Origin of the sequence: Mucilaginibacter sp. (assembly GCF_041088075.1) — a bacterium.
Classification (GTDB): Bacteria; Bacteroidota; Bacteroidia; order Sphingobacteriales; family Sphingobacteriaceae; genus Mucilaginibacter_A.
This window is the reverse complement of the sequence record NZ_JBGCVY010000017.1, coordinates 1-16,449: the sequence shown is the minus strand read 5'-3', so window position 1 is coordinate 16,449 and position 16,449 is coordinate 1. Positions and strand designations below refer to the sequence as shown.

The 16,449-nt window shown below is 39.7% G+C and carries 15 protein-coding genes, 2 tRNA genes and 1 other RNA gene; 11 read left to right on the top strand and 7 right to left on the bottom strand.

What is annotated here, in order from left to right; all coding sequences use genetic code 11:
* Positions 1–235: 235 nt before the first annotated feature.
* The 6 genes from V5804_RS02965 to V5804_RS02940 are packed head-to-tail and all read right to left on the bottom strand — an operon-like array spanning position 236 to position 6,831.
* Positions 236–1,243 (bottom strand): redoxin domain-containing protein, encoded by a 1,008-nt coding sequence (locus tag V5804_RS02965; protein ID WP_369589879.1) that lies wholly within the window; start codon positions 1,241–1,243, stop codon positions 236–238.
* Positions 1,244–1,303: 60 nt separating this feature from the next.
* On the bottom strand, positions 1,304–2,461 hold the full coding sequence (locus V5804_RS02960) for an aspartate aminotransferase family protein (RefSeq protein ID WP_369589878.1): 1,158 nt from the start codon (positions 2,459–2,461) through the stop codon (positions 1,304–1,306).
* A gap of 12 nt (positions 2,462–2,473) precedes the next feature.
* Entirely contained in the window at positions 2,474–3,832 is a 1,359-nt protein-coding gene (locus V5804_RS02955) for a Fic family protein (protein ID WP_369589877.1), read from the bottom strand.
* A 48-nt stretch (positions 3,833–3,880) separates the two neighbouring features.
* Complete coding sequence (gene argC, locus V5804_RS02950; RefSeq protein WP_369589876.1) at positions 3,881–4,894, bottom strand: N-acetyl-gamma-glutamyl-phosphate reductase; 1,014 nt, start codon at positions 4,892–4,894, stop codon at positions 3,881–3,883.
* 3 nt (positions 4,895–4,897) lie between these two features.
* A complete protein-coding gene (locus tag V5804_RS02945) occupies positions 4,898–6,097 on the bottom strand; it encodes an argininosuccinate synthase (protein ID WP_369589875.1) in 1,200 nt (399 codons plus the stop codon).
* Between the two features lie 50 nt (positions 6,098–6,147).
* Positions 6,148–6,831, bottom strand: a complete 684-nt coding sequence (locus tag V5804_RS02940; RefSeq protein WP_369589874.1) for a GNAT family N-acetyltransferase — start codon at positions 6,829–6,831, stop codon at positions 6,148–6,150.
* Positions 6,832–7,435: 604 nt separating this feature from the next.
* On the opposite strand from V5804_RS02940, the gene V5804_RS02935 reads away from it, so the two are divergent.
* From V5804_RS02935 to V5804_RS02905, 7 genes are all read left to right on the top strand, one after another.
* Positions 7,436–8,014 carry a 2'-5' RNA ligase family protein gene (locus V5804_RS02935; RefSeq protein ID WP_369589873.1) on the top strand — a complete coding sequence of 193 codons (579 nt, stop codon included), beginning with the start codon at positions 7,436–7,438 and terminating at the stop codon, positions 8,012–8,014.
* 271 nt (positions 8,015–8,285) lie between these two features.
* Positions 8,286–8,385: signal recognition particle sRNA small type (ffs, locus tag V5804_RS02930), an RNA gene on the top strand.
* A gap of 147 nt (positions 8,386–8,532) precedes the next feature.
* Positions 8,533–9,507, top strand: a complete 975-nt coding sequence (locus V5804_RS02925; protein ID WP_369589930.1) for a YpdA family putative bacillithiol disulfide reductase — start codon at positions 8,533–8,535, stop codon at positions 9,505–9,507.
* A gap of 126 nt (positions 9,508–9,633) precedes the next feature.
* A complete protein-coding gene (locus V5804_RS02920; RefSeq protein WP_369589872.1) occupies positions 9,634–10,839 on the top strand; it encodes a DEAD/DEAH box helicase in 1,206 nt (401 codons plus the stop codon).
* Positions 10,840–11,161: 322 nt separating this feature from the next.
* Positions 11,162–12,511 (top strand): OmpA family protein, encoded by a 1,350-nt coding sequence (locus tag V5804_RS02915; protein WP_369589871.1) that lies wholly within the window; start codon positions 11,162–11,164, stop codon positions 12,509–12,511.
* 208 nt (positions 12,512–12,719) lie between these two features.
* Positions 12,720–13,193, top strand: coding sequence for an RNA recognition motif domain-containing protein (locus tag V5804_RS02910; protein WP_369589870.1), 474 nt, complete (start codon positions 12,720–12,722; stop codon positions 13,191–13,193).
* A gap of 292 nt (positions 13,194–13,485) precedes the next feature.
* Positions 13,486–13,557, top strand: a tRNA-Glu gene (locus tag V5804_RS02905).
* A 139-nt stretch (positions 13,558–13,696) separates the two neighbouring features.
* Here the strand turns inward: V5804_RS02905 and V5804_RS02900 are convergent.
* Positions 13,697–13,773 (bottom strand) — tRNA-Met (locus V5804_RS02900).
* A 97-nt stretch (positions 13,774–13,870) separates the two neighbouring features.
* Here V5804_RS02900 and V5804_RS02895 point away from each other — a divergent pair.
* The 4 genes from V5804_RS02895 to V5804_RS02880 all read left to right on the top strand — a co-directional run.
* The gene (locus V5804_RS02895) at positions 13,871–14,251 is read left to right on the top strand and encodes an START-like domain-containing protein (RefSeq protein ID WP_369589869.1); all 381 of its coding nucleotides are present in this window, start codon (positions 13,871–13,873) and stop codon (positions 14,249–14,251) included.
* A gap of 28 nt (positions 14,252–14,279) precedes the next feature.
* On the top strand, positions 14,280–15,728 hold the full coding sequence (locus V5804_RS02890; protein WP_369589868.1) for an LptF/LptG family permease: 1,449 nt from the start codon (positions 14,280–14,282) through the stop codon (positions 15,726–15,728).
* 117 nt (positions 15,729–15,845) lie between these two features.
* A complete protein-coding gene (locus V5804_RS02885; RefSeq protein ID WP_369589867.1) occupies positions 15,846–15,986 on the top strand; it encodes a hypothetical protein in 141 nt (46 codons plus the stop codon).
* A 233-nt stretch (positions 15,987–16,219) separates the two neighbouring features.
* On the top strand, positions 16,220–16,449 hold a 230-nt coding region (locus V5804_RS02880), incomplete at its 3' end, for a 3,4-dihydroxy-2-butanone-4-phosphate synthase (protein ID WP_369589866.1).

Here is a 16,449-nt window from a genome sequence, read left to right as displayed (position 1 = left end):
CCCTTTGGGTCGAAATGACAAAATGCTTCTTTTATCGCTGGGGGCTTGGCGAAGAACTGGTATTTGGAATTCGTCAGCCAGAACCAAAGTTAAATTTATATTCAAATGCCAGAGCTTCTTTTACCGGCTAAATTTTTGTTCGTCAAGCTGAAACTAAAGCAAAATAGCAAACCAAAAGTTCAATTAAATCCGTCAGCCAGTTTTTTGCCAAACCAATGTTGTGTGTAGGCTGGTTTTATTTTAGTAATTCAGCAAGCTTTTTGCTTAGGGCATCTCCTCTTAAATCTTTTGCAATAATTACTCCTTTGGGATCGATAAGAAAATTAGCAGGATAATAATGTATGCCGAAAATTAGCGAAGCAAGGTTATTGCTGCCTTTTAAATCGCTTAAACTTTCCCAGCTTATCTTGTCCTGACGAATTGCGTCAAGCCAATCCTGCCTTTTTGTCTCAACAGAAATACCCAATATGTCGAAACCTTTGCTTTTAAATTTACTGTAGGTTTTCACTAAATTGGGGTTTTCCTCCCTGCAAGGCTTACACCAAGAACCCCAAAAATCCAATAGAACATATTTTCCTTTATAGTCCGATAGTGAAACTTTTTTTCCATTAATATTAGGCAAAGTAAAATTGGCAGATTTATCACCGACTTTTATATCTTTACTTAAAGATAAATATTCACCAATACTTTTTCCAAATTCCGATTTTTTAACTTTTTCCGAAAGTCCCTTATATAAAAGCTTAGACGTGTCTTTGCCCCATGTTGTACAATAGACTTTTAACAAAAAACCACTATAGAACGAATTAGGATGTTCTTTTATATAAGCTATATTATCGCCTTTTTCCTGTTTTGGATTTAGTTGTATAATAGAATCTAACTGGTTTGCTTCATTCTGCATAAAAGAACCTGTGATGATGGCTTTACTAAACTTGTCTTTTTCTGCGTTAAAATGGATGATTGAATTTTCAAGCCAAAACAATTTTATATTTTTAAAATCAGAAGATACCACTCCAACTTGTTGAAAATTTCTATTGATTGATCCTTTAAAAACAAATTTGCCGCTAACAATTTTAGCAGAATCCATAAGGATATTTGAGCCTGACGAGAAGTCATACAATCTGATGTAGGTGCTGTCTTGAAATCCCGAAACATTACCTAAAATTTCAAACTCTCCCTTTCGTATTTGTGAAAAAGAACCTGTAGAAATTGTAATTAATAGTGATAGTAATGAAATTTTAATCATGTTTATAATTTTATGGTATGTCGAAGGTGCTTACACACAACAGTGTTTTTTTAGAATTTCTTACATCGAAGGATTAAAAACCGCAACCGGCGCATTTTTCATCGCCAAACTAAAAGCTTCCAAAAAACGATCCGCATGTGCTTTGGTTAAATTTAAAGCAGGCAGCAAACGGATCACATTTGGTTTGGCTTCTCCTGTAAAAATATGGTATTTAAATAAAAGTTCCGCTTTTACATGCGCCAAAGTTTCCGGCAAATCAATCCCGATCATCAAACCACGGCCGCGTACTTCTTTTACCTGCTCAAATTTCTTCAATTCTTCAATCAAATATCCGCCGACTTCGGCTGCATTTTGCATCAGGTTATCTTGTTCCATCACTTCCAAAACCGCCAAACCTGCGGCACAAGCCAAATGGTTTCCGCCAAAAGTAGTGCCCAGCATATAATAAACCGGTTTTATTTTGGGCGCAATCGAAATGCCGCCAATCGGGAAACCGTTGCCCATACCTTTGGCCATGGTGTAAATATCAGCATCTACACCGGCAAAATCATGTGAGTAAAATTTACCGGTACGGCCGTAACCGCATTGCACAGAATCGGCAATAAAAACAGCATTATAATGATCGCAAAGCGAACGGATTTTCTGCAAAAAACTTTCTGCCGCAACCTGTATCCCGCCAACGCCCTGGATGCCTTCGATAATAACAGAACTTATTTCATTTTCCGCAAAAGCCTGTTCTAAAGCGGTTTCATCATTCCAGGGCAAAAAAATAACATTGTCCGTTTCATTAACCGGTGCCAAAATTTTCGGGTTATCGGTAACTGCAACCGCCAGAGAAGTACGGCCGTGAAAAGCTTTCCTAAACGCAATTACCTTTTTTCTGCCATTGTAAAAAGAAGCCAGTTTCAACGCGTTTTCATTTGCTTCCGCACCGGAATTGCATAAAAACAACTGGTAATCTTCCCGGCCGGAAACCTTGCCCAACTTCTCCGCAAACTCTTTTTGGATAGGAATTTCGATGGAATTACTGTAAAAACCCAACTGGTGCAACTGGTTTTCCAACCGCTCTACATAATGCGGATGCGTGTGGCCGATAGAAATCACCGCGTGGCCGCCGTATAAATCCAGGTATTCCTGGCCTTGATCGTCCCAAACCAGACTGCCCTGGCCGCGAACAATATTGACATGGTTGATGGGGTAAACGTCGAAAGGTTTCATGTTTTGATAGTTCTAATCAATTTTTGATTGAATATATTTTAGAAGGTGTTTTTTTAATGTTGTGTTAATTTCATCTATTTCACTGTCTAGAAAAAAGTTTTTATAAGCTTTAGAAGCTTTGTAAATAATAACATCATACACTTTTAATTGGAAGTCATAATTGTTGTTATTAAAGTTGATTTCAAAAAATACACTTAGATCTAATGGAATATTAGTACCGTGTAAGGCAAACATTTTATGTTCCCATTTAATATTTTTAATATCACTTTTATAAACATTGTGGCCAAATATTTCTAACTCTTTTGGCTTATCTGAAAATTTAGGCCCACTTATAATATTAAGAATGCTTTTGTTTTCAAAAAGTTGATCCTGATTATTTACATTATAAATGTTCTTTTCTTCATTAAAAAGTGTGTCAAAGTGTTTTAAAGTGTCTAATAATTTATTCCAAATTTTGTTGTGAACAAATTCAAAAATATCATACACAATCCGTGGCGACTTAGGTATTGATTTAGACGATGCTTTTCTTTCTATCAATTCTATTTCTTTTATAAAGTCGTCTTTATCGTCTAACGATTCTCCCTTTGCAGCTTTAATTGAAATTTCTAAAGACCATATTGCTTGTTCAGCAACATAACTAATTAATGGTTCATAATCTCCAATATCTGCTAAATGCAATGCTCGTAAATAATTATTTTTATCTGATGACTTAATTATAATAGGTGGATAAGCGTTTTTTAATAAAACATAATTCATTAATAATCGAGCAATACGGCCATTGCCATCATCAAAAGGATGGATACGAACAAATTTGTAATGAAGCATAGTTGCTAAAGTGATGGGATGCAATCCTTTCTCTTCATCACGATACCAATCTATCAACTCTTGCATTTGTATTGGTGTTTCAACAGGTGAAGCATATTCAAAAATTTCACCATTCTGTAATCGAACAGAGTTTGGATATTCTTTATAGCTACCAACTTTTATTTGTCTGCGTGTACTTTGACCATCTGATGTTATTGCATCTTTCCAGTAGGGACGCACAAGAATAGTTTCGTTTAAATTTTTAATTATTTGTTCGGTTAATGGGCGTTCATTATCTTTTGCTAATTCTTCAATCATATAATAAGCAACATCATGCGCTTTCGTTTCTTCATATTCTCGCATATTATGATTACCAGTTGTATCATCAAACATTAATAGCAATTCAGTTTCGCCATACGTAAGCGTGTTTCCTTCTATGTGATTAGAATTATAATTAAATTCTAACCTGAATTTTTTATCTAAACGTTTCTTGTATTCTGGTTTTAAAGGCTGAAGTGAAATTAAAATATTGTAAAGTTCATCAACAATATCAAGATTGTGTTTCATAGTTTGGAAATTATAATGAATGTCACAGTTTTAATCCAACCTAACAACTTAAAAAGCACCAGCTTTTAACCTCAAACCTGCCGTTTCTTCCAGCCCAAACATCAAGTTCATATTCTGTACCGCTTGCCCGGATGCGCCTTTTAAAAGATTGTCCATGATACTGATAACGAGAATTTTGTTGCCGTGTTTTTTGATTTGGAGGAAGCATTTATTGGTGTTGACAACTTGTTTCAAATCAATATCACGCGTGGTAATATGCGTAAAAGGATGGTCGGCATAAAAATCGGTGTACAAGTGCAAAGCTTCTTCTTCGCTTAAATCACATTCGGTATAAATCGAAGCTAAAATGCCGCGGGTAAAATCTCCCCGGTAGGGAATAAAATTCAACCTGTTTTTATCTGAAGGATAAACCGGAAAATCAGGTTGCAATTGGTTAAGCGACTGGCTGATCTCTTTTAAATGCTGATGGTTGAAAGCTTTGTAAACGGATAAATTATCATTGCGCCAGGTAAAATGCGAAGTTGGCGACAGACTTTGCCCGGCACCTGTTGAACCTGTGGTTGCCGAAATATGTACTTCTTTTACCAGCATATTTTTTGCCGCTAAAGGCAGTAATCCTAACTGGATACAAGTTGCAAAACAACCGGGATTGGCAATGTTGGATGCTTCTTTTATCGATGTTTTTTTGAGTTCTGGCAAACCATAAACAAACTGCCGATCTCCTAATTTTGTGTTCGCTGCTAATCTAAAATCCTGACTTAAATCAATTATCTTAATATGTGCAGCAATTGGGTTTGCTTCTAAAAATTTTTGTGCATCGCCATGGCCAACACACAAAAACAGCACATCAATTTCATCAGATAATTCACTGCTGAATTTCAAATTGGTATCGCCAAAAAGATCGGTATGGACTTCGTACAAATAATTGCTAGCATTGCTTTTACTGTTTACAAAAGCAATCGCCACGTTGGGATGGTTGAGCAGAATGCGCAGCATTTCGCCGCCGGTATATCCTGCGCCGCCAATAATTCCGGCTTTGATTTTTTGTTCTGTCGAAGCCATCAATTAGTTTTCTTTCGAGCCGTTTACTTTATGATAAATAACCGTTTGGTTGCCAAATATTTTGGAGAAACCTTTTACATCATCGCCGGTCCAGGTGTTGTTCATTTCGCCGTAACTGCCAAATTTGTTCGACATTAAATCGTGTGCCGATTCAATTCCCAAAACCTGGAAACGGTACGGATACAATTGTACAAACACTTTTCCGGAAACATTTTGCTGTGTATCGGTCAAAAAAGTTTCGATGTTGCGCATCACCGGATCGTGAAACTGGCCTTCGTGCAACCAGTTTCCGTAGAAAGACGAAAGCTGGTCTTTCCAACTCAACTGCCATTTGGTCAACGTATGTTTTTCTAAAGCATGGTGCGCTTTGATGATGACCATTGGCGCAGCTGCTTCAAAACCAACGCGGCCTTTGATGCCGATAATCGTATCGCCAACATGAATATCGCGGCCAATGGCGTAAGGCGATGCCAGCTCCTGCAAATGTTGGATGGCTTTAGTTGGATGATCAAAGGTTTTCTCGTTGATGGCAATCAGTTCGCCTTGTTTAAATTCCAGCGTTACTTTTTCCGAACCTTCTTTAGTTAATTGCGTTGGCCAGGCTTCATCCGGCAAACCTTCGTGCGAAGTCAGCGTTTCTTTTCCGCCAACAGAAGTTCCCCAAATACCTTTATTAATAGAGTATTTGGCTTTCTCGAAATTCATCTCCACGCCGTGCTCTTTCAGGTATTTAATTTCTGCCTCACGGCTCAATTTTAAATCCCGAATTGGTGTGAGAATCTTTACTTCCGGGATCAAAATATTAAAAATCATATCAAAACGAACCTGATCATTGCCCGCGCCAGTGCTGCCATGCGCTACATAATCGGCACCGATTTTTTTGGCGTACAAAGCAATTGCCGTGGCCTGGCTCACCCGTTCGGCACTTACAGAAAGCGGATAAGTATTGTTTTTCAACACATTACCGTAAATTAAATAACGAACGCAGGTGTTGTAAAAGTTTTCGGTTTCATCAACCACGGCATGAGAAACAACGCCCATTTTATAAGCTCGGCGTTCGATATCGGCCAGTTCTTCGGCACCAAAACCACCGGTGTTTACAATAACGGAATGTACTTCGAGGTTTAAATCCTGCGACAAATAAATGCTGCAAAACGAAGTATCCAAACCTCCGCTAAAAGCTAAAACTACTTTTTCTTTCATTAGACAATTTTTTAGGCGATAAAAACAGCATCAGCTTGTTTATCAGTTTTTTAAGCGTGGTCAATAAATTTAAAAAAAGCCAACATTGCAGGCGTAATCAGTTTGGCAGATTTTTTCAGCGCGCTTTCAATCCGTTCCAGCAAAGTGGCTTTGTGGCTCAGTTTTTTCATCTTTTCCTCAATCTCTCTGGCCTTTTCTTCCGGGTCAAAAAGCATGGCCGTGCACATGCAGTTTTTGCGTTCTTTGCTCATCAAAATATCGTAATTGACACAGCTTTTGCAGCCTTGCCAAAACGCTTCGTCCTGCGTCAATTCCGAGTAAGTTACCGGTTCGTAACCCAATTCGGAATTGATTTTCATCACCGCCAAACCGGTTGTCAGGCCAAAGATTTTGGCATCAGGATATTTTTTGCGCGAAAGCTTGAAAACTTCTTCTTTAATCGCCTTGGCCAAACCAACTTTTCTGAAAATCGGGTTCACAATCAGACCGGAATTGGCTACAAACTGGCCGTGGCTCCAGGTTTCGATGTAACAAAAACCCGCCCAGGTGCCGTCTTTATGCAAAGCGATAACGGCTTTGCCTTCCAGCATTTTGTTGGCAACATATTCGGGCGAGCGTTTGGCGATGCCCGTCCCGCGCGCTTTGGCAGATTCGGCCATTTCATCGCAAATCTGCGGGGCATAATCTGCGTGTTCGCCGTTGGCTACCTGTATTTTAAAATCTTGAATGGTCATGGAGAAATACAAATATTTTCCGTTAAAATAAAAATGCTTTTAACGCCGGAAATAAATTTTAAGGCAATTGCATAAGCCTTTTTTCCGACAGGTGAATGTGTATTTGCAGGAACGGTTTAAATCCGGGAAATGTAAATCCGTCGTCGCCTTAACGAGAGGAGGCAGGTAGAAACCAAAACTAACGCAGTTGCAACCGGAGCAAAAACCGCTCTGACAGTAGGCAAAATATAGCGTTGTTGATTCATTATTTGTCTAATTTAAAATGCTTAGAAAATGCTGCAATTATCGCGTTAATTTTTTGATTATACTACGTGCATTTTCAAAAGTTACATTAAAGACAAATTCTTTGCCGCGAAGTTTAAATCCGTTTGAAATTTACTGATCCAGGTTTACATGCTTCTTTTACCCTATAAAAATTGGTGTGCATTTGTTTTATGCTTTGTTTAGCTTGATGCAGGCACCAATTTTTATAGGTTAAAAGAAGCATCGTCGTTTTTGGTTGGATCATTTAAACAGTTTTCTTAATTGCTAATGTTGATAAGTTTGTTAGCAAAATGTGGAAAAGTAATAAAATTAAAAACTAAAATTATTGGTAATTATGTGAATGGAAACATTCAAACAAAACCCTTTTGCCAAGTTAGTTAGCCAGGACTACCTGCTTGTGATCACGCCAAGCGAAGAAGTTGTTTCGGAAGTACGAAGATTGAAAGACTTCGCGAAAAAGCTGATCGGCTATTATCCCTCCTTTAATAGTAAAGCGCATATCACCGTTAACCATTATTACGACGGCAAAGCTTTGTTTTTTGATGATAGGATGCCTGTTTATAGAAGCATGACAAACCGGATTGATGCTTTCGAAATCAAAATTTGTGGTTTTGATTTTTTTGAACACCAGGGCAATTACACCATTTACGCCAAAGTAGAATTAAGCCAAGATATCAAAGCAACTTTTTCCAGGTTTAAAAAAGTGTTTGGTGCCGATGTTCCGCAAACGCCGCATATTACCATTGCCAGGTCTTTGTCATACAATCGATATAAATTATTGTGGTATTATTTTAAGAAGCAAAACTTTGAATGCTCTTTTTATGCCGATGAAATTGTGGTGCTAAAAACACCAACGCGCAGTTTGCATACACAGCCGATGGAAGTTGAAACAGAGTTTAAGCTGAGAAATGTAGTTTAGTTAAATGTGTATAGGTAATGCCCGCCGCACATTACAATTGCAAAAAATATTTCTAAAGAAAAAGCGGAAATATTATGGCTGTATTTTGAAAGCTTAAACTTTGAATACTCTTTTTACGCCGATAAAATCAGTGTACTGGAAACGCCTACGCGCAAGTTTTTCAATTTGCCGATGCGTATAAAAGCAGAGATCGGATTGGCGGCCGCATTATAAAAAAACAACGATTGTTATTTTGATGCGCTTATTTTAATAATTTTTCTACTTTTGTGGCGGGTAAGTCTTCTACGGCCAGCTCCTTTTGAACTCCCCCAGGGCGGGAACGCAGCAAGGGTAAAAAGTTGTAGCGGCGCGATAGAAGTAGCTTACCCATTTTTTATTTTCAAACAACCTTTCTCTTTTTAAATTATATCATAGCCGGAGTTTTTCCGGCTTTTGTTTTTTAATGATTTTTTACCGGTAAAAGAAGCATCCAAAAATTGGTTAAAACCGGCAATGCTTCTTTTAGCACACTAAATTTTATGTTGGATTTATTGATTATCGGCGGTGGGCCAATTGGTTTGGCTTGCGCACTCGAAGCAAAAAATAAAGGTTTAAGTTACCTGATTGTTGAAAAAGGCACGCTCGTCAACTCCTTATATAATTACCCTGCGGGGATGACTTTTTTTTCCACTTCGGATAAATTAGAGATTGGCGGCGTTCCGTTTGTTTCCAACAGCATCAAACCAACGCGTGCCGAATCGCTGGAATATTACCGGCGTGTGGCCAGTTCAAATCAGTTAAACATTCATTTGTTTGAAGCCGTTTTAAGCAATCAGTCTAAAAACGATCATTACGAAATCACCACAACCAAAGCGGTTTATCAGGCTAAAAATATCATTATTGCTACCGGTTTTTACGATGTGCCGGTAAAGATGAACATCCCGGGAGAAGATTTGCCCAAAGTGCGGCACTATTATAAAGACCCGAACTTTTATACTTTTCAAAAAGTTTTGGTGGTTGGCGCCAGTAATTCTTCGGTGGATGCCGCTTTGGAAACGTACCGAAAAGGCGCAGAAGTAACGATGGTGATCCGTGGCGATGACATCAGCGAGCGTGTAAAATATTGGGTACGGCCGGATATTATCAACCGGATTAAAGAAGGAACGATCAAAGCGTATTATCATTCCAACTTAATTGTAATCAGGGAAAATGAAGTGGATATCCAAACGCCGAAAGGTTTAGTTACCATTCCGAATGATTTTGTGCTTGCTTTGACCGGTTATCAGCCTGATTTTTCTTTCCTTCAAAAAATGGGCATTGCGCTTTCTGCGGATGAAAAACGGTTGCCAGAATACGATCCCAAAACGATGGAAACCAACCAAAAAGGCATTTATTTGGCCGGCGTAGTTTGCGGCGGGATGGACACGCATTCGTGGTTTATCGAAAATTCGAGGGTTCATGCCGAACAAATTATCTCCAACATTGTCAAGCAAACGGTTCCGGTTTCGGCTTAAATAAAAATAACTTGCCGATACTGTTTTTATGCCGGTAAAAGAAGCATTTGCCTAAATCAGCATTATACGTATATTTAACACTTAATAAAACGCTAATAAAATACTCATCACTACAGCTAAATACTTTTGACATTTACCGATTTTAACTTCGATCCAAAACTGCAGGAAGGATTGGACAGCATGGGTTTCCGAAAACCTACGCCAATACAGGAACAAGCCATTCCGATTATTTTAAAAAAGCACGATTTGATTGCCTGCGCGCAAACCGGCACAGGCAAAACGGCCGCTTACTTATTGCCGATTATGCATCAGATTTGTGTTGCCGAGGAGAAAAGCTTGGTCAATACCTTGATTTTGGCACCGACACGCGAACTGGTTCAGCAAATTGACCAGCAAACAGAAGGGCTGGCCTATTTTGCCGGCATCAGTTCCATCGCGGTTTATGGCGGCGGCGATGGCATTAGTTACGAGCAGCAGCGACGATCTTTGAATGAAGGTGTGGATATTATTATTGCCACGCCGGGCCGGTTGATTGCGCATTTAACTTCGGGCGTGGTAAAACTGAGCCAGTTGCAGCATTTGATTTTGGACGAAGCCGATCGGATGCTGGACATGGGTTTTCATGACGATATTGTCCGCATCATCAGTTATCTGCCTCAAAAACGGCAAACGCTTTTGTTCTCGGCTACGATGCCGGGAAAAATCCGCGCTTTATCCAATAAAATTTTAAACCAGCCGGAACAGATCAACATTGCCCTTTCGCAGCCCGCAGTTGGTATTTTGCAGCAGGTTTACATGACTTTTGACCACCAGAAATTAGCGTTGATCAAATCTATTTTGAAAGAAGGCAATTACGCAAGCACCATCGTTTTCGTATCTACCAAAGAAAAAGTAAAGCAATTGCACCAGGCTTTGCAGCGATCAGGTTTAAAAGTGGAAGCTTTTCATTCGGATTTGGAGCAGGAGCAACGGGAGAATATTTTGCGTGCCTTTAAAAGCAGACAGTTGCCCATTATTATCGGCACCGATGTTTTATCGAGAGGAATTGATGTGGAAGGGATTAGTTTGGTAATCAATTATGATGTGCCGCATGACCCGGAAGATTATATCCACCGCATTGGCCGGACTGCGCGCGCCGAAACTACCGGAACCGCAATTACTTTTATCAATGAACGCGACCAGCGGAAATTTAGTGATATTGAAGCTTTGATTGGAAAACCAATTGAACGGATGCCTTTGCCGCCGGAATTGGGCGAAGGGCCAATTTATCAACCAGAAGTTAAAAGGGCATCGGGCGGTTTTAAAAAGCCCTGGCGCAAAAAGAAAAGTTAAATGCTTCTTTTACCACCCAAAAATTGATGTTGGCCTGTATACCAAATTGGTTTTCTGTCTTAAATTTAGTCCTAAACTAAATATTGTCTGCTTAATTAGTCAATCCTGCACTACGTTTCTTAATCGTTTGATTAGTTTTTTGTCATCCTTAACTAACTTTTCGCTCTTAAAAGTCAAACACTTAGCTATGGCAATGCACATTTAACATTATGGCTTCCGCTTTTGGCTCATTTTTTAATGAAAGTGTGGTGTTGCGAGTACAGATTTTAAATCGACCATTTGTACAAAGCAGCATAACAAGTTTAAATAATAACAATTGAAAATGAAACTAAAAGTTACAAAATTAGCCCTTACGCTATCTGCAGTGGGGCTATCAACAGCAGTATTGGCTCAAGACATGAATTCGGACACAACAAAACGTTTTGACAAAAAAAGTTTTCGTACATGGTCTATCGGGCTTAATGGCGGTATGTTAACGCACTTCACCCCATTTAACAATGCTTCAAATGGAGATTTCCGTACACCTGAAGAAACATGGGGTTATGGCGGTTACATTAAAAAACAAATTTTGCCAGGGTTTGGCATTCAGGCAGATTTCTTAGGCGGTAAAGTAAGGGGCTATCAGGCCAATTACCTTCCTTCGCCAAGTGCAGCACAAAACAACAGCAGTTTTACCACTAATATTGACTGGTCTGCAGCAGTAAGTGCCAACCTTACCATCGCAAATTTAAGCCTTAACCATAAAAGGAGCGCATTGTCCCCTTATGTAACCGGTGGCGCAGGTTATATGTCTTCCAGTGCAAATGTGCAAGGCCTTCCGGCAGCAATAGTTGAGGCCGGGTCTTATAACAGAAATTGGTTTGTACCGATTGGCGCAGGTTTGAAATTTGGCTTGTCTAAAACGATCAACATTGATTTGGGTTACAACGTTTACTTCATGAAAACACCTGTTTTTGATGGTGTTCGTGGTGGAGCAAATGACAGGTTTTCTTATGCACACGCAGGTTTAGAGTTTTCTTTAGGCAGAAAAAAATCTTCACAATTGGCAAATTACAGCCCGATTGCAGCACTTAGAGAAGAAAGCGCAGCCGAAAGTGCTGAGTTAAAAGGCATGCTTTCAGCATCTGAACAAAAAAGACTGGCAGATGAGCAGGCACAACAACAATTGCAACAACAATATGCCAAAGATTTGGGTGATGATGATGCCGATGGCGTAGCCAACAAATTTGACAAATGCCCAGGTACACCTGCCGGAACTGTGGTTGATGGTTCTGGTTGTGCTTTGCCGGAAAGAAGGCCGGACGTTAAAGTTTTTGTAACCGAAGAAGACAAACAAGTAGTGAGAGAGGCAATTGCCAACTTAGAATTTGATTTGGGCAAAGCTACTATCCGCGAACACTCTTTTGCCAGTTTGGATAAAGTTGCTAACCTGTTGGTTACCAAAAACTTTACTTTAAAACTTGCTGGACATACGGATAACACTGGTTCCGCAGCGCTTAATTTAAGGCTTTCTAAAGACCGTGCAGAAGCCGTAAAACAATATTTGGTAAGCAAAGGTGCAAACACATCTCGTATTGAGGCAACTGGTTATGGCCAGACCCAACCAATTGCAAGCAATAAAACTGCTGCCGGACGTCAGAAAAACCGTCGTGTAGAGTTTACTATTTTCTAAGGTTAAATTTAATAATTATCCAAAAAGGCGTGCCGGTTATTACCGGCACGCCTTTTTTTATGCGTTAGTTTTCGTTATGAGGGACTCAGGTTTAGGTTTTAGGATACCTTGGCAAACTAAATTAAAATTAAAATTTTTTTTAATAGTAAAATATAGATTTAATATAAGTATGTTTGAAATAGATATACAATCAAATTAAAAAACAATAATGAACATTTTTGTAGGAAGCCTTCCATTTTCTTTGGAAGAAACCAAGTTAAAAGAAGTTTTTGAAGCTTACGGTGAAGTATCATCAGTGAAAATTATCATCGACAAGTTTTCAGGAAGAAGTAAAGGGTTTGGGTTTGTTGAAATGCCGGACGATGCCATGGCGCAAAAAGCAATTGACGAACTAAACGGATCTACAGTTGAAGGCCGTTCGATTGTAGTCAACAAATCTGAGGACAAAAGGGACGATTCCAGAAGAAGTAGTTTTGGCGGCGGCAACAGTGGCGGCGGCTACAAAGGCGGAAACAGCGGCGGCGGCTACGGCGGCGGCAACAGCCGGGGCGGAAGTGGCGGCTATGGTGGCGGCGGCGGCAGAAGTGGCGGTGGAGGCGGCTACGATAAAGGCGGCTATAAAAGCGGTGGCGGCAGTGGCTACAATAAAGGTGGCGGCGGTGGCCGTAAAGACGAATATTAAAAACAAGGGGATTTACCCTGCATTTTAATAAATGCACCGAGTTTTATTGTTCATTTGTACATACTTCTTTTACCTTAAATAAAGGTAAAAGTCAATCTGGATATCATTTTTGTAGTGATAAAAACAGTATGCATTTATACTGGATTTTTCTGCAAAAATGATATTTCTATTTGAATGCAATTTTTGCAGGTGTAGTATTGACGGGAAATTCTGGATTTATATCTTTGCCGAACAATCAGCCAAAAACAATTTAACTGTTTAATTACTTGCTGCGTGTAGCCAAATAAAAGTTGGCCCGTTCGTCTAGGGGTTAGGACGTTAGATTTTCATTCTAGAAACAGGGGTTCGATTCCCCTACGGGCTACATACTGGGCAAATCAATTTAGCGGTTGATTTGCCCTTATTTTTTGCGCTAAAAACTGCTTCTACGCTACATTTATCAAATCTCTAATGCTTTAGGGTTAAAAAAAGAAGGGACAAACGCAATTGCGCTTGTCCCGGTATGGTAGCGGGGAGCAGGATCGAACTGCCGACCTTAGGGTTATGAATCCTACGCTCTAACCATCTGAGCTACCCCGCCTTTTGTTAAACAGGTCGCAAATATACCAGAAATTAGTTTTACTAAGAAAAATTGTTAAAATTTACATTTTCTACCTAAAACCTCCGTATAACCTAACATGAGCAATAAGAAAAAATTTAAGATAGAGTACGAAGTTAAGTCTTCGCCCCGGATATTATACAGTTTTATAAGCGAGCCAAACGGACTGGCGCAATGGTTTGCAGATGATGTAACCATTAAAGATCAGGTTTACACCTTTTCGTGGGACGGCGAACAGCAAGATGCCAAACTGCTCAGTGTAAAAGAGAACAAGTTTGTGCGCTTTAGGTGGACGGACGATGACCCGCAAAGTTATTTCGAAATGGAAATTATCCAGGACGAACTGACCAATGATGTTGCCCTCGGCATCACCGATTTTGCAACAGAAGACAATATCAACGAAAAAACCTTGATTTGGGACAACCAGATTGCTTATTTAATCAGCGTTTTGGGTGCGTAGTTATAAATTTTACAAGGGGGACTGATTAGTGAAAAAGATACACCTGCTTATTTTAAAAGCGTTTATACAGCCATTTTTCGTTACATTTTTTATTGTAATGTTTGTGTTGCTGATGCTTTTTTTATTCAAATACATTGATGATTTGATTGGAAAAGGTTTTGAATGGTATGTTATTTTAGAATTGATGATGTATGCTTCGGCAACCAACGTAGCCATGGCACTGCCGCTTTCCATTTTGCTTTCATCCATCATGACTTTTGGCAGCCTGGGCGAAAATTACGAATTGGTGGCCATTAAATCTGCAGGCGTTTCGCTAAGCCGCGCTATGTACCCGATGATTATCGTGGTTACTTTATTAAGCATCAGCGCGTTTATATTTTCGGATTATATGCTGCCGGTGGCCAACCTCAAGTATTATTCCTTGTTGTACGATGCCCGCCAGCAAAAATCAACCAACTTATTGCCCGAAAATATTTTCAGCAGTAATTTTCCGGGCTATACCATCCGTGTTAAAAAGAAAGATCCGGACGGACAGCGGCTTTACGGGATCATCATTTACGAAAAAAACCCTTCCAGCGGCAACAACTCTGTTATTTTTGCCAAAGAGGGAAGTATGTACCGCACGCCCGACGATTCTTATTTGGTTTTAAAATTGAAGAACGGCATCCGTTATGAGGAAACGAACGGCGATAAAGGCTACAATCCGCGCCAGCGTTTGACCCGGATGCGTTTTAAAGAAACCGAGCAAAAGTTTGACTTATCAAATTTAAAGTTTAAAAGGACATCAGAAGCAGAGTTTAAAAGTGCTTACCAAATGATGAATTTAAAGCAGCTTAAACACGAACGCGAAACGATGGAATTTAGGCTGGACAGCGGTTTGGCCACAGAATTTAGGACATTGAGTGCTTATGCTAAATATTTTTCTGTTCCGCACCAATCCAAAACTGGCCCAAAAACCTATAAACTGGCCAGCAGCTTGTTGAACACTTTTAAACCTACAGAGCGTTTAAGTGCCCTTAGTGCTGCTTTGGGCGAAGCCCGGGCTTTACAGGAAACGGTCTCTTCCAAGATTGATTTGCGAAAAGGCGCTTCGAATAACATCCGCAGAACAATGGTTGAATACCAACGGAAATTCACTTTATCGGCCGCTTGTTTGGTGCTGTTTTTAATTGGCGCACCTTTGGGAGCCATCATTCGCAAAGGCGGCTTGGGCCTGCCAGTTGTGGTTTCGGTGGCGTTTTTCCTGATTTACCATATCATTTCAACCATTGGGGAAAAATCGGCAAAAGACGGGCACGTTCCTCCGGTGATTGGGATGTGGGTGGCCATTGTGGTGTTAACGCCGCTGGGTTTGTTTTTAACTTACAAGGCCGCAACCGATTCGGCTATTTTTGATGTGGATGTTTATAAAAAATTCTTTTTACGTCTTGTTCAAAAAAAAACCAAAGACAACGAACAAACCGTTTTGGCAAGCTGATGCTTCTTTTACCGGCATAAAATTAGTGTGTTTCTGTTTTTTGTCATGCCGAAATTTTTTCGGCATCCCATTAGAAAGGCTATGATCTTGGAAGAGGGATCCTGAAAAAATTTCAGGATGACTAACGCCGATGCTTCTTTTACCGGCATAAAAACAATATGGTTAAGCCGATACTTCTTTTACCACCCAAAATTTGATGCTGAAAAACTTTGGGCCGATGCTTCTTTTACCGGCATAAAAACAGTATCGTTAAACTGATGCTTCTTTTACCACCCAAAATTTGTTGCTGAAAAACTTTAGGGCCGATGCTTCTTTTATCGGCATAAAAACTTACAACAAAAAAATACCGAGCCAAATAAGGGCAATTTGTTTTACAGTATGCCGACTGCCCACATTGTATTAATACTTAGTTTTGTGCTGTTGTGCCAATCAAAAACAATTTTTTAACAGGTTTAAGTTCATCCGGTACAAAACAATTAAATACTACAACGATGTTAAGCAGTATAGAAGAAGCGATTGAAGATATAAAAGCCGGAAAAATGATCATTATTGTGGATGATGAAGACCGCGAAAACGAAGGCGATTTTTATATTCCTGCGCGCAACGCCACTCCGGAAGTGATTAATTTTATGGCGCGTTATGGCCGTGGTTTAATCTGCGTTCCCGTTGTGCGTTCTATTGCGCAGCGTTTGGATCTGGATTTGATGGTGGGCAACAACAC

Coding starts and splice junctions, on each gene's coding strand:
- V5804_RS02965 (WP_369589879.1), bottom strand. CDS start 1,243: ATGATTAAAATTTCATTACTATCACTATTAATTACAATTTCTACAGGT.
- V5804_RS02960 (WP_369589878.1), bottom strand. CDS start 2,461: ATGAAACCTTTCGACGTTTACCCCATCAACCATGTCAATATTGTTCGC.
- V5804_RS02955 (WP_369589877.1), bottom strand. CDS start 3,832: ATGAAACACAATCTTGATATTGTTGATGAACTTTACAATATTTTAATT.
- argC (WP_369589876.1), bottom strand. CDS start 4,894: ATGGCTTCGACAGAACAAAAAATCAAAGCCGGAATTATTGGCGGCGCA.
- V5804_RS02945 (WP_369589875.1), bottom strand. CDS start 6,097: ATGAAAGAAAAAGTAGTTTTAGCTTTTAGCGGAGGTTTGGATACTTCG.
- V5804_RS02940 (WP_369589874.1), bottom strand. CDS start 6,831: ATGACCATTCAAGATTTTAAAATACAGGTAGCCAACGGCGAACACGCA.
- V5804_RS02935 (WP_369589873.1), top strand. CDS start 7,436: ATGGAAACATTCAAACAAAACCCTTTTGCCAAGTTAGTTAGCCAGGAC.
- V5804_RS02925 (WP_369589930.1), top strand. CDS start 8,533: ATGTTGGATTTATTGATTATCGGCGGTGGGCCAATTGGTTTGGCTTGC.
- V5804_RS02915 (WP_369589871.1), top strand. CDS start 11,162: ATGAAACTAAAAGTTACAAAATTAGCCCTTACGCTATCTGCAGTGGGG.
- V5804_RS02910 (WP_369589870.1), top strand. CDS start 12,720: ATGAACATTTTTGTAGGAAGCCTTCCATTTTCTTTGGAAGAAACCAAG.
- V5804_RS02895 (WP_369589869.1), top strand. CDS start 13,871: ATGAGCAATAAGAAAAAATTTAAGATAGAGTACGAAGTTAAGTCTTCG.
- V5804_RS02885 (WP_369589867.1), top strand. CDS start 15,846: ATGACTAACGCCGATGCTTCTTTTACCGGCATAAAAACAATATGGTTA.